Origin of the sequence: Flavobacterium sp. (genome assembly GCF_027533505.1) — a bacterium.
Classification (GTDB): Bacteria; Bacteroidota; Bacteroidia; order Flavobacteriales; family Flavobacteriaceae; genus Flavobacterium.
This window is the reverse complement of record NZ_JAPZUB010000067.1, coordinates 1-14,645: the sequence shown is the minus strand read 5'-3', so window position 1 is coordinate 14,645 and position 14,645 is coordinate 1. Positions and strand designations below refer to the sequence as shown.

General features: G+C 39.4%; 15 protein-coding genes and 1 tRNA gene. 14 read left to right on the top strand and 2 right to left on the bottom strand.

Annotated elements, in window-relative coordinates; genetic code table 11:
- Positions 1-150 precede the first annotated feature (150 nt).
- The 12 genes from O9316_RS12565 to O9316_RS12510 all read left to right on the top strand — a co-directional run bounded on the left by O9316_RS12565 (position 151) and on the right by O9316_RS12510 (position 9,553).
- The gene (locus O9316_RS12565; RefSeq protein WP_298204658.1) at positions 151-531 is read left to right on the top strand and encodes a GxxExxY protein; all 381 of its coding nucleotides are present in this window, start codon (positions 151-153) and stop codon (positions 529-531) included.
- A gap of 52 nt (positions 532-583) precedes the next feature.
- Complete coding sequence (locus O9316_RS12560) at positions 584-1,342, top strand: cyclase family protein (RefSeq protein ID WP_298204659.1); 759 nt, start codon at positions 584-586, stop codon at positions 1,340-1,342.
- 99 nt (positions 1,343-1,441) lie between these two features.
- On the top strand, positions 1,442-1,807 hold the full coding sequence (locus tag O9316_RS12555) for an MmcQ/YjbR family DNA-binding protein (RefSeq protein WP_298204660.1): 366 nt from the start codon (positions 1,442-1,444) through the stop codon (positions 1,805-1,807).
- A gap of 370 nt (positions 1,808-2,177) precedes the next feature.
- Positions 2,178-2,585: a hypothetical protein gene (locus O9316_RS12550; RefSeq protein ID WP_298204661.1), complete on the top strand. Its 408-nt coding sequence runs from the start codon at positions 2,178-2,180 to the stop codon at positions 2,583-2,585.
- An 892-nt stretch (positions 2,586-3,477) separates the two neighbouring features.
- Positions 3,478-4,176, top strand: a complete 699-nt coding sequence (locus tag O9316_RS12545) for a PH domain-containing protein (protein WP_298204662.1) — start codon at positions 3,478-3,480, stop codon at positions 4,174-4,176.
- A 159-nt stretch (positions 4,177-4,335) separates the two neighbouring features.
- Positions 4,336-4,746, top strand: coding sequence for a response regulator (locus tag O9316_RS12540; RefSeq protein ID WP_298204663.1), 411 nt, complete (start codon positions 4,336-4,338; stop codon positions 4,744-4,746).
- 8 nt (positions 4,747-4,754) lie between these two features.
- A complete protein-coding gene (locus O9316_RS12535) occupies positions 4,755-5,300 on the top strand; it encodes a heme NO-binding domain-containing protein (RefSeq protein ID WP_298204664.1) in 546 nt (181 codons plus the stop codon).
- On the top strand, positions 5,297-7,633 hold the full coding sequence (locus tag O9316_RS12530; protein WP_298347280.1) for a PAS domain S-box protein: 2,337 nt from the start codon (positions 5,297-5,299) through the stop codon (positions 7,631-7,633). Before O9316_RS12535 ends, O9316_RS12530 begins: the two co-directional genes overlap by 4 nt.
- Complete coding sequence (locus O9316_RS12525) at positions 7,614-7,946, top strand: Hpt domain-containing protein (protein WP_298204666.1); 333 nt, start codon at positions 7,614-7,616, stop codon at positions 7,944-7,946. Before O9316_RS12530 ends, O9316_RS12525 begins: the two co-directional genes overlap by 20 nt.
- Entirely contained in the window at positions 7,943-8,647 is a 705-nt protein-coding gene (locus O9316_RS12520) for a LytTR family DNA-binding domain-containing protein (RefSeq protein ID WP_298204667.1), read from the top strand. The genes O9316_RS12525 and O9316_RS12520 overlap by 4 nt, the downstream gene beginning before the upstream one ends.
- A gap of 130 nt (positions 8,648-8,777) precedes the next feature.
- Positions 8,778-9,083 (top strand): hypothetical protein, encoded by a 306-nt coding sequence (locus O9316_RS12515; protein ID WP_298204668.1) that lies wholly within the window; start codon positions 8,778-8,780, stop codon positions 9,081-9,083.
- 116 nt (positions 9,084-9,199) lie between these two features.
- Positions 9,200-9,553, top strand: coding sequence for a hypothetical protein (locus O9316_RS12510; RefSeq protein ID WP_298204669.1), 354 nt, complete (start codon positions 9,200-9,202; stop codon positions 9,551-9,553).
- A gap of 162 nt (positions 9,554-9,715) precedes the next feature.
- Here O9316_RS12510 and O9316_RS12505 read toward each other — a convergent pair whose 3' ends face one another.
- Together O9316_RS12505 and O9316_RS12500 are read right to left on the bottom strand one after the other, a co-directional pair.
- Positions 9,716-10,819, bottom strand: a complete 1,104-nt coding sequence (locus O9316_RS12505) for a DUF4407 domain-containing protein (RefSeq protein WP_298204670.1) — start codon at positions 10,817-10,819, stop codon at positions 9,716-9,718.
- A 429-nt stretch (positions 10,820-11,248) separates the two neighbouring features.
- Positions 11,249-12,637, bottom strand: a complete 1,389-nt coding sequence (locus O9316_RS12500) for a dipeptidase (RefSeq protein WP_298204671.1) — start codon at positions 12,635-12,637, stop codon at positions 11,249-11,251.
- Positions 12,638-12,792: 155 nt separating this feature from the next.
- On the opposite strand from O9316_RS12500, the gene O9316_RS12495 reads away from it, so the two are divergent.
- Both O9316_RS12495 and O9316_RS12490 read left to right on the top strand, forming a co-directional pair.
- Positions 12,793-12,874: transfer RNA gene (locus O9316_RS12495), tRNA-Leu, on the top strand.
- A gap of 176 nt (positions 12,875-13,050) precedes the next feature.
- Positions 13,051-14,589: an IS1182 family transposase gene (locus O9316_RS12490; protein ID WP_288041347.1), complete on the top strand. Its 1,539-nt coding sequence runs from the start codon at positions 13,051-13,053 to the stop codon at positions 14,587-14,589.
- Positions 14,590-14,645: the final 56 nt, after the last annotated feature.

The following is a 14,645-nucleotide window of genomic DNA, read 5'->3' as shown; positions in this document are numbered from 1 at the left end:
AATTATACACAAATTTTAACCTACCTCAAACTTAATCAATCTAAGTGATGGGATTGCGAGTGATTTGTTTTTATTGAATTTGTAATTTTTTAACCGCCAAGCGCGCCAAGTTATCGCGAAGTGCGCCAAGTTTTTTATGCCATATAGAATATGAAAAATGAAAATGAATTATCTAAAATCATTGTTGATTGTGCCTTCAAAGTACATAAGAATTTAGGTCCTGGACTATTGGAAAACACCTATGAAGTTTGTCTTCACCATGAGTTGTCTAAGCGGGGTTTGAAGGTAGAAAAGCAAAAAGGATTACCCCTAATATATGATGAAATTAAGTTAGAAGTTGGTTATCGTTTGGATATTTTAGTAGAAGAAAAAGTGATAATTGAAGTAAAATCAGTTGCAGCCTTTGATGATGTTCACTTTGCACAAATTTTAACTTACCTTAAACTTACTCAATGCAAGTTGGGTTTATTGATTAATTTTAATGTTCCCTTGATAAAGAACGGAATTAAAAGAGTAGTCAATAAGTTATAAACTTTGTTTACTTTGCGCTACCTTAGCGTACTTTGCGGTTAAAACTCAGCTTATGATCCTTCATTTCGATACCTATTCTTTTGATACTTCAAAACCCATTGATATTTCGATTCCGTTGACCAATTCTGAGGCGAATCCGATTGCGTGGTATTTGGAACAACCCGTGATCGAACCCGTACGTTTTGGGGATTGGGTAGGAAAAGTGGCAGCGGGGAGTTCGACCAACTTCAACAACATCCATTTCAATCCGCACGGACATGGAACGCATACTGAATGTTTAGGGCATATTACGCGCGACTTTTATAGCGTGAATCAAAGTTTGAAAACCTTTTTTTTCCGTGCCGAATTGATTTCGATAACTCCAGAAGAACACACAGGTGACAGCATCATTACTCAAAATCAACTGGAAAAAGCCTTAGCAGGAAATGCCCCTGAAGCTTTAGTGATTCGAACTTTACCCAATTTGGTCTCCAAAAAACACCAAAATTATTCCCACACCAATTCGCCCTATTTGGCTGAAGCAGCAGCTCATTTTTTACGTGAAATGGGGGTCAAGCATTTGTTGATTGATTTGCCCAGTGTGGATCGAGAAGAAGACGGTGGTGCTTTGGTGGCGCACAAAGCGTTTTGGAATGTAAAAGATGTTCACCAACTGAATGCCGATGCCCGTTTGGATTGCACGATTACCGAATTGGTTTATGTACCCGATTCGGTTCCCGATGGAAAATATATACTGAATTTACAAATCGCCTCGTTTGAAAATGATGCATCACCCAGTAAACCGGTTTTGTATGCTTTGTGCAGTGTGTAGTGTGCAGTGAACAGTGAACAGTGAACAGTGAACAGTGTACAGTGTACAGTAAACATTAAACAGTATACAGTGATTAGAGGACCATTTTAAAAACACATTATGGATATACAGCAACTTTACGACTATTGCCTTTCCAAAAAAGGAGTGACGGAGCATTTTCCGTTTGATGAAGATACGTTGGTGTTTAAAGTGATGGGGAAAATGTTTTGTTTAGCCTCTTTACAAGAGTGGGAGAAAGGGAATCCTGCGGTCAACGTAAAGTGCGACCCGGACTATGCCGAGGAGTTGCGTGCCGAATTTGAAAGCGTGCAACCCGGCTATCATTCCAATAAAAAGCATTGGAATACGGTCTATGTCAATCGTGAACTACCCGATAAGAAAATCATACATTTCATTCACCATTCCTATGAATTGGTGGTGTCAAAGTTGCCCAAGAAGGAACGGGAGGCGCTTAAGGATTTATAAACCGATAATTCTGTAAAAGAAATTAAATGGAATATACATTAAACCTATAGGCGGATTTGCAATCCGTGCCCACAAAGTAAAAAATCATAAACTACATTTGTTTCATGTTCTTTTATACTTTTGAGAAGCACTAGCGGGTTCATTTCAGTTTTTTAACACGGATTACAACCGAGGCTTTAGCCGAACAGACGTAGTGAATACGCCTTTACTTTGAAAAGTAATCAAAATCAGTAATTTTATTCAAAAGGAAAGCAGAGGTGAACTGTCAAATCCGCGCTATCGGGTTTATTCACAACAAAAAGAGAAGGTAGTATTCCTTCAAGAATTATTAATAGATTTTCAAAACAAAAAGAAAAACAGGGTGAAAGTTATGATTATAGTAATCAACATTGGTAAAATAGTAGTCTTAGCTGTCATTTTTTTATTTTTTGGTTGCAAATCTGAAAATAAAAGTGAAATTGTTAAAGAAAATGAAGATACAGTCAAACTAGAAATGACTTTTATGGCTTATGCTTGTGGAGATTGTGTTGATTTATTTAGAATTGATAAGGTAATATCTTCTGAGAATAATGAACGTGAATTTTTCTTAAACAAAGAAATAGAAGTAGAATTTATAGATGATAATACAAACGCTTTTTTAGAAAAAACAAAATGTCCTTGGAATTGCTTTAAGTTTACTTGTGAAGGGGAAATAATTCGAAAAAAGAATGGAATGTTGCATTTAAAAGCAAGTAAAACAAAATTGATAAATATCTCTAATTGTTGTACGATAGACTAAATAAAACCTGATCGCGCGGATTTGCAATCCGTGCCCAAAAAGCAAAAACTACATTTATTTCATGTTCTTTTATACTTTTGAGAAGTACTAGCGGTGTTCATTTCAGTTATTTTTAGCACGGATTGCACCCGAGGCTTTAGCCGAACAGACGTAGTGAATCCGCGCTGTCGGGTAACGCAATTTATAATCCAGCGGGTAATAATGTAACAGATTTCGTTATGATGATTCTTACACAAATTTAGTATTAGATAAAACTGTTTCACCAGTATTTGAACCTAAAAGATAGTTTTTTATGAATAATGAATTATTCTATTACGAAAGATTTTTATACAGTTTATTATTTTCATTGATTTCATTTTTAATTTGGATAATATTAAGAAAGTTTGGAAATAATAAAAATGAATTAAAGAAACATGATTATGTAAATGTTTTATATTGGTATTATAAATTTAAAATGAATTTAATGGGAAAATTTTTTTTGATATTTTCCATACTAACATTAATTATTTCTCTAACTTCATTAATTCAGTTTTTATTTAACCAGTAAGTTATAATATTAGACAAAGTCTCCCAAACCCGATCGCGGATTTGCAATCGGTGCCCACAAAGCAAAAAATCATAAACTACATTTATTTCATGTTCTTTTATACTTTTGAGAAGCACTAGCAGTGTTCATTTCAGTTATTTTTAGCACGGATTGCACCCGAGGCTTTAACCGAACAGACGTAGTCAATCCGCGCGTAATTGTATTGGATTTGTTTTAGCACGAATTTCAAATCAGCGCTATTGGGTAGTTCAATTTTATGAAAGAAAAAATACAGTCGATGGTTTAAAATTCAATTTAGGCATTACTTTTGTACTCAACCGACCCGTTTAAAAACGAATAAAGACCATGTTAGATCATCTTAAAAAAATTCTCAACGAAGACCAAGACCCAAAAGCCATTGAAAAAATCACGGCTAAATTGGAAAACTTGTTAATGTCTCATGAAGAAGTGGGGTACATTGCCGTTCAAAAGAAACCCGCCATTACCGTTTTTCCCGACAGCATTGTGGTCACCAATAAGCGCATCATTTTATGCAAACCCAAGAATCTAGGTTTGTCCATGGAGTTTGTCGATTACGATTGGAACGATATTGCGGGGACTTTCGTCAAAGAAGGGATTCTCGGTTCCGATTTTACGTTTACCACAAAATCCGATTTAACACATACCGTAGATTATTTACCCAAAAATCAAGCGCGAAAATTATACACCTTTGCTAAAGAACAATTGGATGCCTTAAAAAATCTGGGGGTTACGCCAACGGCAGCCCCTGTGGTTGAAACACCTAAGGCCGAGACAACCTCCCAAACCGTCGAAGAGCCCGAGGTAGAAGAAGTACACGATTTTGCCGAAATCATTCCCGTAGCCCAATCCGGGTATCGCGATGAAAAGCAATTTCCTGAGGCAGCGGCAGAGCAAAGTCTTGCCGAACTTTCCCAAGATGCCTTGTTTGAAAAACTTCAAAACTACAAGAAACTCCTCGACAACGGACTTATCCTTCAAGGCGAATACGATCGGTTGAAAGCTGAAATTTTAAAATATTTATAAAATCCAAATTCATTGGTCGCAATGCACATCCACTTCATCGATGTGCATTTTTTATTTTCATCCCTTTCGTCTACAGCTACTTTCGTTTAAACGACTTTTTTTTCGAATGCCAGTCTGATTCGTTTTTAAAACAGATATTTGACTAAAATTTCCACCAAAATGAAAGCCTTAACACACTTGTTGTTGTTGGAAGACGATGCAATTGAGATCATGAAATTTGAACGCGTTATTCAGAAATTAGGGACTTCTTTCACCCTCTCCATCGCGCATGACGGGGCTATAGCACTCGAAAAACTGCAACAAGCCAAGGAGCACTTGCCCGAATTGATTCTTTTGGATTTGAATATGCCCAATTTTAATGGCATAGAATTTTTACGGAGTGTCAAAAAAAATCCTGCGTGGTGTCATATTCCTTGTGTCGTTTTAACGACCTCCGATAACCGAATCGATTTGATGGATTGTTACCGAGAAGGCATTGCGGGGTATTTTTTGAAACCCTTGCGTTACGACGATTATGTGGTGCTAATTCAATCCATTCTAGCGTATTGGAACAATAGTCATTTAGTTTAAAAATCAGTATGTACGGTATTTTTATCAACGCAATCAAAGCCTATGCGATCCACAATGAAGGGCAACAGGTTTGGCAACAAGTCTGTGCCTCGGCTGGGTTGGAAGATGATTTTTTTATCAATTCCGAGTTTTATCCCGACCCCCTTCTGGAGAACATTTTAAAAGCATTGGTATATTACTCCGGAAAGACCACGGCCGATTTGTATTACCACATCGGATATTGGTGGGCCTTGCATTCGGTTCCCAAATTGTATCTCGGAAAATTAGAAAAAGGAGTTCCCGCCTACCGTCAATTTCTTTTGGATTTCCCCCTTTTTATCAACCGGTTATCGTTGATTTATGAGAAGCTCACCCTCACTCAATTTCGTTCGGTCAACGTTTCTGAAGCGGCCATCGATTTTTTTCATACGCCCTACCGATTGAAAGAGCCTCGTTTTTCAGAGGGCGTTTTGCACGGATTTGCGGCCTTGTTTGCGGTTCCTGATGAAGCTTTCTCGGTACAACAATTGGAAACCGAGGGAGCATCGTTTCATTTTCGTGTCGTTTTTCTATGAGTACTTCCATGTTTCAATTTGATCAAGCCACCTTTTCAACGCTATTTCCTTTTTACATGGTGGTGGATAAAAAGGGTATGCTGCGTCATTTCGGTCCCAGCCTTCATAAAATGCTGCCTGAATTGCAAGAGAATACCTTGTTTGAAACCTATTTTCAATTCAAAAACCCTATCGTTCCACAAGGAAAAGCGATTGATTTTGAAAAATTGACCGATTGCTTATTGGTTATTCATGTGGTGACCCAATCCCGTACTTTTTTGCGTGGCCAATTTCTAAAGCATCACGACGAATACCTGTTTGTGGGTTCTCCGTGGGTTTCTAATATTGAAGAATTGCACGAAAAGAAGTTGGACATCGCCGATTTTGCCTACCACGATTCGAGTGTTGATATGCTTAATATGTTGCGAAGTTTGGAAATCAGTAACAGCGATTTAAAGTACATGGTACATGCCATTTCGGGTCAGAAAAAAGAGTTACAACGCGATAAAGAAGAGATTAAAAAGTTGTCTTTGGTAGTAAGTACCAATGAAAATGGGGTAGTGCTCTCGGATTTACACGGCGAAATATTTTGGGTAAATCCTTCCTATTTACAAATGACAGGCTATACTGAAGAAGAGGTGCTTGGCAAAACGATGGTTGATTTGGGGGTGATGGAACAAACCGATAAAAATATACTTCATCAAATGATGTTCGCCTTTCGAAAGGCCGAATGGTTTGATTGTGAAGTGCAACACAAGCATCGGGACGGAGGTGCTTTTTGGGCCCGCATCAAAGGGCAACCCGTATTTGATCAGTTAGGAAAATTCATAGAATATTACACCATTATTGAAGATATTACGCCCAAGAAGGAAATGGAAGATCGGTTGCGCGAATCCGAACAACGCCTTCGCACCTTGATTCTTAACCTCCATGATGGCGTTTTGTTGGAAGATGAAAACCGACATATTTTATTGGTCAACCAAAAGTTTTGTTCCATGTTTGGAATTCCAGTCGACCCTGAGCATTTGATTGGCGCCGATTGCTCTAATTCCGCCCAGGAATCCAAATTCCATTTTAAAGACCCCGATGGATTTGTGCTGCGGATTGAAAAAATTTTGGAGCGAAAAGAAACGGTGATTCATGAACCCTTGGAGTTAACAGATGGACGCTTTTTTGCGCGTTCGTATATTCCGATTGTGATTGATGAAGTGCATAAAGGGCACCTTTGGGCCTATCAAGACATCACGTTGGAACGCAATTTTCAGGAAAATTTGAATTATGAAAAAGAAAAGTACCGCCGTATTATTGAAAATATGAATATCGGGTTGTTGGAGGTCGATAACGAAGACAATATTCTACTAACCAATCAACGTTTTTGTGCCATGAGTGGCTACACTCCTGAGGATTTAATTGGTAAAAAAGGGGTTGATGTTTTTCTCAACGAAGAAACCCGTCGTTTACTCAGTGAAAAATCAGAATTACGTAAAAGTAAGATTGCCGATTCGTATGAGTTGGAAGTAACCGATAGTAACGGCGAAGATCGCGTTTGGTTGGTCAGCGGGGGGCCGAATTACGACATCAAAGGTGCGGTTATTGGGTCTATCGGACTTCATTTTGATATTACGGAGACCCGAAACTTGGAACGACTTCGCGAGGAATTGTTGGCCAAATTGGAACAACAAAACCGCCGATTAAACGAGTATGCGCAAATTGTCTCGCACGATTTAAAGTCGCCCTTGCGTAGCATTCACTCGCTAATCACGTTTATCAAAGAAGATAACGACCAAGCATTTAATAGCGTTACAGCCCAGTATTTTGAATTGATTCAGGAAAAAGTAGAGAAAATGGAACGCCTTATTCAAGGAATTTTGTCCTACTCGCGTATCGATCATACCCAATACAAAACCGAACGTATCGATTTGAATCAATTGCTTCAAACCGTTACCTCCATTATAGAGGTTCCTCCGCATATTACCCTTCGCGTGAAGCGACAACTCCCAACGCTCAAGGGCGATGCTTATCGTTTGCAACAAGTTTTTCTCAACTTAATGACCAACGCCATTTTGTATAACGATAAGGCCGAAGGGTGGGTTGAAATTGATTTCCAAGACGAACCCCATCAGTATACGTTTAGCATTCGTGATAATGGAAAAGGCATTCATGAAAAAGATGTAAAACGCATTTTCAAAATGTTTGAATCCCTAAACCCTAACGACCGTTCTACGGGAATCGGACTCACCATTGTAAAAAAGATTCTCGACGATATGCAAGAACGTATTTATCTCGAAAGTGAGCTTGGCGTAGGCAGTGTTTTCTATTTTACCCTTCAAAAAAATGGCAACAGAACAACCTAATTTAGACTATGTGCATCGTTTATCCGATGGCGATTCATGGCTTGAAAAGCGATTAATTGCGGTGATGATCACCGAATTTAAATCGGATTACAGCGACTATAAAAATGCACTAGCGGAATCAGATTATAAGAAAATAATTACATTTGTACATCGACTCAAACATAAGATTGGGTTTTTGGGGATGGAATATTCGTATCAAATTGCCCATAAGTATGAAGAGGAGTTGCATAAAAACGAGGGTCGCCTCGCCCCAGAATTTGAACATATTATGACTCAAATAAGTGACTTTATTAATACCCTTGAAGAACGATGAAATGTATTATAGTAGATGATGAGTTGCTAGCACGTGAAGTATTAAGCCATTTGGTCTTAAAAACCCCCGATCTCATGATCGACGGTGTGTTTACGAATGCCATTGAAGTAATGAAGTACTTAAACACAAATCCAGGCTTGGATGTGATTTTTTTGGACATTCACATGCCCAACTTCTCGGGATTTGATTTTTTGCAAACCATCAAAAATCCGCCCTTGGTTATTTTGGTCACCAACGACAAAAACCTGGCACTCGAAGCTTTCAATTTTGATTGCATCGTTGATTATTTGGTCAAACCCATCACGCAAAGCCGATTTGAAAAAGCCATGGAACGGGTACGTCAAAAAAAAGCGGTACCCACCAGCCAAAAGTCGGTAACCCCAAAAATAGCCCAAGAAATCTATGTAAATATTGATAAACGCCTCATAAAAATCGATCTCAATAGCATCGATTATATCAAAGCCAACGGGGATTACGTCCTCATCAAAACAGAGACTCAAAATTATGTAGTGCATACTACTTTATCAAAACTCCAAGCGAAACTTCCCCCTGAAGTTTTTGTAAAAACCCATCGTTCGTTTATCATCAATTGTGCGAAAATCATCGATATTAAGGACTCAACAGTATTAATTGGAAAAGAAATCATCCCTGTAAGTAAGAATAATCGTATTAATCTTATAGAACGCATCAATCTTATTTAAGGTTCAAACGACATTTCGTCGACAGGTAAACGATTTCCACCGTAAGATAGTCCATTGAAATCGAAAAAATAAATTTGGCAAAAGCTTCCTTAGTAGTTTTGAGAAATGAATTTCCAAACCCAAAACTACCGTGGATAAAGTCATATATAACAACAACTTAGGTGTGCTCTCGGAATCCTTTTTTTGCCTCAGCGATCAAGGTGTTATTCGTACCTTTTCGTATGCCCAATTGCGAAAAGTACAATTGCATAAATTCCGAGACAACACCGCCAACGTGTTGATTGTTTTACTCGCAGCAGTGGCCTTGTTGTGTTCCATCTTGGTACACGCAAATCCGGTGATTGTAGTGGGAATCGCTTTGTTTTTTGCCGCAATTTTTATGATTAATATGCATTTTAACAAGCGATATGTATACAAAATTCAGTTGATTACCTAAGAGTATCACCCCATACCTATTAAAGTACATCATGAAGAACGTGATGATGCGAAACTATTGGTCAAAAAAATTAAAGCGCGGTTGCAACCCGAGGAAACGTATTTGAAAGCCGTATAATGGGTGCAAAACACCACATTATTGTGTATGATACGACAAAAGGTTTTTCCTCCTTTGTAAAAAAACATTTTGGAAAAACCTATCCCATAGCTGCCTGTACGTCAAAAAAAAAGTTCAGTGCAGCCCAATTTAAAAGCTATACTATTTGCTTTTTTATTGTCAATGATATTAGCGACCTCCTTAATCTTGTGCGCTTAAATACCCTGGAAATCCCAGTGGTCGTAGGCACAGCAAGTCATATTTTGGATAGTAAAATTGATTTTGTTAAAAATGAACGCATGTTTGCCTTGGATTTTAGTCAAAGTAAAGAAGCCTTACTCCTTCAGTTACAACACTATCTCCAAGTTCTATAATTAAGGGTTGAATTTCTTCTAGGAGTTTTAGAGTGTGCTCCTTTAAGATTTGGATGCTAACCGGGTTCTGCAGTAGGCGGCAGATGTTTTTTAGGGTTATAAAATAAATCCCGGTTAGTGCTTCCCAATTTAGTTAGCTAAAAGTCCCAACCGGGACTTTTTTTATTTCAAGACTTTTTTCTGTTGGGCGACAAAACCGTCCGCTTGCAGTTGCAACAGCTCTTGCGCCCCTTTCCGTTTGTAATCATACAACGCTTTGTCTTCCCGAAGATCGGCATACACCCGATCATATATCGCGGCATCGGTTTGTTGTTGCAACCTACTCTGGTAGCGGTTTTGCTCCAACACCGTTTTCAACGCCATTTCTTGGTCTTCCAACTTAAAATCATATGCTCCCTTGGGCGATAGCAGTTTGGCAATCACGGGTGCCGTTTCAATGGCCAAAAACAACAGCATGATAAAAAACGACGGTAAAAAAGGCAATTTCCCCAACGCATTGATGCGCGCCATGAGTCCGTCAAACCCATCAATAATAGGTTGTGTTTCGCTCACTTTTTTATCTACATCGGCTTGTAAGGTTTTGGCCCGTGCCTCACGCTCGGCGATGGTTGTGGCCGAAACTTTTTTCAACGAATCCAGTTGCATAGCGGCGCGGTCGTAAGCGGCGCGTTTTTCTTTGTAAATCGGACCCTTTCCCATCTTCTTTGTACCGGCGGTACCTTCCGCTTCGGTAATGTAGGCTTGGTACAAGGCAGCAACTTCGTTCTCTTTGGTGGTGATCGAGCGCTTGACACTGTCCATGGCAGCTTGGTTTTGATCCAAATCCGACTTGTACAAATTGGCCACTTGCGTTTTGTTGGCGAGGGCCATTGCGTTTTTTTCTTTAAGAATAACGGTATTGATTTCCTTTTCAAAAATTTTGATTTCCAAGGGTTTCGAAATCACGAGGGCAATAATCAAAGCTAGCGCTATACGCGGTGAGGCTTGTATAAATTCATCCAAAAAAGAGTCGCGTTTTTTTAATGTCGACACGATGAAGCGGTCCAAATTAAAAATCAGCAACCCCCATACAAGTCCGAAAGCCGTGGCAACATAATAATTGTCAAAAACGGTGAAGAGTGCATAACTCCCCGCCAAAAATGCCATAAAAGCCGTAAAAAATACAGTGGCGCCAATGCCGGCATACTTGTTTTGCTCGCCGTTACTACAGCCGGCAATCAGGTCTTTGTCCACGCCCGAACAAAGTAAGAAGAAACGTTTTAACATGATGATTGATTTTTGATTGATGATGATGATACAAAAGTAACGCCAAAAATGCCCTGATGGTATTTTTGGCGCATAATAATTTGGTTAAGCCGTTGAAATACAGCTTTTTTATGGTTCAATTTTTTGGCAGCCGTGTGTTTTTCGTTTCGATGAAAGTTGGGTCCCGTTATCCGTTGCAATCGGCTCCACTCCGTTCTGCCGGATTTCCACTACTACCGGGGCTGGGTTGAACGGTTTTCGTACGGTAAGGAAGCTTTATGGGTTTCCTAGTCGTTTTGCGGTGCAGTTTCTCCGCGTGAGGGATGGAAGTAAGGTGCCGCGCACCACGGACAGCCCGACCCCGTGCTGCCTACTCGATTGTACCTCGGGGCACCATCACGGGGGCACGCCCAACTAAAAAAGCTGCCTCTTTCGAAACAGCTTTTGGTGTTATTTACTCAATTCCACAAAATACTTGTAAAACAACGGAATCGTTTCAATTCCTTTCAAGTAGTTGAAAATCCCGTAATGTTCGTTGGGGGAGTGGATGGCATCACTGTCCAAACCAAAGCCCATTAGGATGGTTTTGGATTTTAATTCTTTTTCAAACAGCGCCACAATCGGAATACTTCCACCCGAACGCACCGGAATGGCAGGCACCCCAAACGTTTCGGTATACGCTTTGTTGGCGGCTTGATACCCAATGCTATCGATGGGTGTCACATAGCCTTGTCCCCCGTGGTGAGGTGTTACTTTGACTTTGACTCCTGCGGGAGCGATGCTTTCGAAGTGTTGGGCAAAGAGCTCGGTGATTTCTTCCCAGTCTTGGTGCGGCACCAAACGCATGGAGATTTTGGCATAGGCTTTACTCGCTATCACGGTTTTGGCGCCTTCGCCGGTATAGCCACCCCAAATGCCGTTTACGTCTAAGGTAGGGCGAATGGAATTGCGTTCGTTGGTCGAATACCCCGCTTCACCGAAGACATCGGCAATGTCGAGTGCTTTTTTATAGGCCTCTTCGCTGTACGGACGTTTTGCCATTTCGGCACGCTCGGCTGCGGATAATTCTTCGACTTTATCGTAAAAACCCGGAATGGTAATGTGGTTGTTTTCGTCGTGTAGCGACGCAATCATTTGGGATAAAATATTGATGGGATTCGCTACTGCGCCGCCATACAAGCCCGAATGCAGGTCGCGATTGGGGCCGGTCACTTCGACTTCCACGTAGCTCAATCCGCGCAAACCGGTAGTGATTGAGGGTTGTTGATTGGAAATCATACCGGTATCGGAGATTAAAATCACGTCGTTGGCCAATTTATCTTGGTTGCGTTCCACAAACCAACTAAGCGATTTGGACCCGACTTCTTCTTCACCTTCAATCATGAATTTCACGTTACAGGGCAACGAATTGGTTTGCATCATGTATTCAAACGCTTTGACGTGCATGTACATTTGTCCTTTGTCATCGCAGGCTCCACGGGCGAAAATAGCACCTTCGGGATGAATTTCGGTGGTTTTGATTACGGGTTCAAAAGGCGGAGAATCCCACAATTCAATTGGATCGGGCGGTTGCACATCGTAATGGCCATACACCAATACGGTAGGCAAATTAGGGTCGATGATTTTTTCGCCAAACACGATAGGGTAACCGGGTGTTTCACACAGTTCGACAACATCACAGCCGGCGCGGAGCAAACTCTCTTTGACGGCATTTGCCATATCAATGACATCTTGCGCGTAAGCACTATCGGCACTGACGGAGGGAATTTTGAGCATTTCAATGAGTTCGTTGATAAAACGATCTTTATGGGTTTGAACGTATTGTTTAATCGTATCCATGTTTGATTTTTAATTACTACCTTCAAATATACAAATTCAAAAGCCAAACTTTTTCATTTCTAAATCGCAATTTTCAACGGAGCCACTTTTTTTTCGAAATTGAAGGTTGGGGTTTGCAAATTCAAAATAATGCCTATATTTGCACTCACCATTTTGCGGGTGTGGCGAAATTGGTAGACGTGCCAGACTTAGGATCTGGTGCCGCAAGGCGTGTAGGTTCGAGTCCTATCACCCGCACAAAGTCCAGACAACAGTCTGGATTTTTTTTTGCGTGTAGGTTCCCCCGAATCCTCGGGGCTATCACCTGCACAAAGGAAGCCGTCTCACAACTTGAGACGGTTTTTTTTTACGTTTTTTCTTGCATAAAAGAGTTGCAATTTGTATATTTATATCTGATTTACAGATGATTAGACATGAATTTCAAACACTACAATCAACGTCAAACCACACTTTTACCTTATTCGTTTGACGATTTTATTTTTGAGAAACATCCAGTTCGAGTTGTTGACCAAGTAGTTGAGTCAATAAACATTCAGCCATTGTTAAAAGCATACAGTAAAGAAGGTAATCCAGCCTATCATCCAAAAATGTTACTAAAAGTAATGTTGTATGCTTATATGACTAACATCTATTCTTCTCGAAAGATAGAATTAGCTGTAAGGGAGAATATCAATTTTATGTGGTTGACTGGCATGAACATAGTTGACCATAATACTATTAATCGATTCAGAAGCAAGAAACTTAAAGACAGTTTTAAAGAAATTTTCAAGCAAGTGGTTTTAATGTTAGCATCAGAAGGATTTATTTCTTTAAAACAAATTTATACAGATGGCACAAAGATAGAAGCACAAGCAGGTAGATATACCTTTGTTTGGGGTAATAGCATCAAAACAAATAAAACCAAAATGCTTACACAATTAGAAGATTTATGGAATTATGCTCAAAGCATCTCCAATGATGATGACCCAAATCCAGAACCGCCTGAGTTCAAAGAAATCAGCAAAGAAGTTATTCAAAAAACTGTTGAGCAAATAGACGCAAAACTGTCAGGTAATGAAAAAGCTTCATCAAAATCCAAAGCAAAACTTCGTTACATCAAACAAAACTTTGAAAAAAATCTTCAAAAGTATGAAGAACAAGAAGCTATTTTGGGCGATAGAAATTCCTATAGTAAAACCGATCCAGATGCTACTTTTATGCGAATGAAAGAAGATCATATGAAAAACGGACAGTTAAAACCTGGCTATAACGCACAAATATCAACTGAAAATCAAATCATAGTTAATTATACTTTACATCAAAACCCAACAGATACTAAAACTTTACAACCACATTTAGAAAATCTAAAAGAAACTTACGGAGAGGAAGTTTTTCAAGAACTACAAGACATTACTGCCGATGCAGGCTATGGAAGTGAAGAAAACTATGATTATTTAGAACAACAAGAGTTAACAGCCTATGTGAAGTACAATACTTTTGATAAAGAACAAGACAAAAATTATCAAAAGAAACACAAACCCTTTAGTAAAGAAAATCTTCATTACAACCAAGAAGATGATTATTATGTGTGCCCGATGGGACAAAAAATGCACAAAACTCACGAGAGTAAAAAAACTACCGAAGCTGGATATACACAACACCTATCGCATTACCAAGCCCAAAACTGCGAAGGCTGCCCTTTGCGAGGTCTGTGTTTTAAGGGAAAAGAAAATCGGAGTATAGAGAGAAACCACAATCTCGAAAGACACAAACAAAAAATAAGGGAACTCCTAACAAGCCAGACAGGATTGCAGAAAAGAAAACAACGCACCGCCGATGTAGAACCTGTATTCGCTCAACTCAAACACAACCATAACTTTAGACGATTTTCTTTAAAAGGAATCGAAAAAACAGAATTAGAGTTCGGATTAATGGCTTTAGCACACAACTTAAGAAAGAAAATTGCAGCTTAAAGGCAATTTTAAACTCATTTTAAAATAGTAAACTTTTGATGAAAGTTTAATCAAAT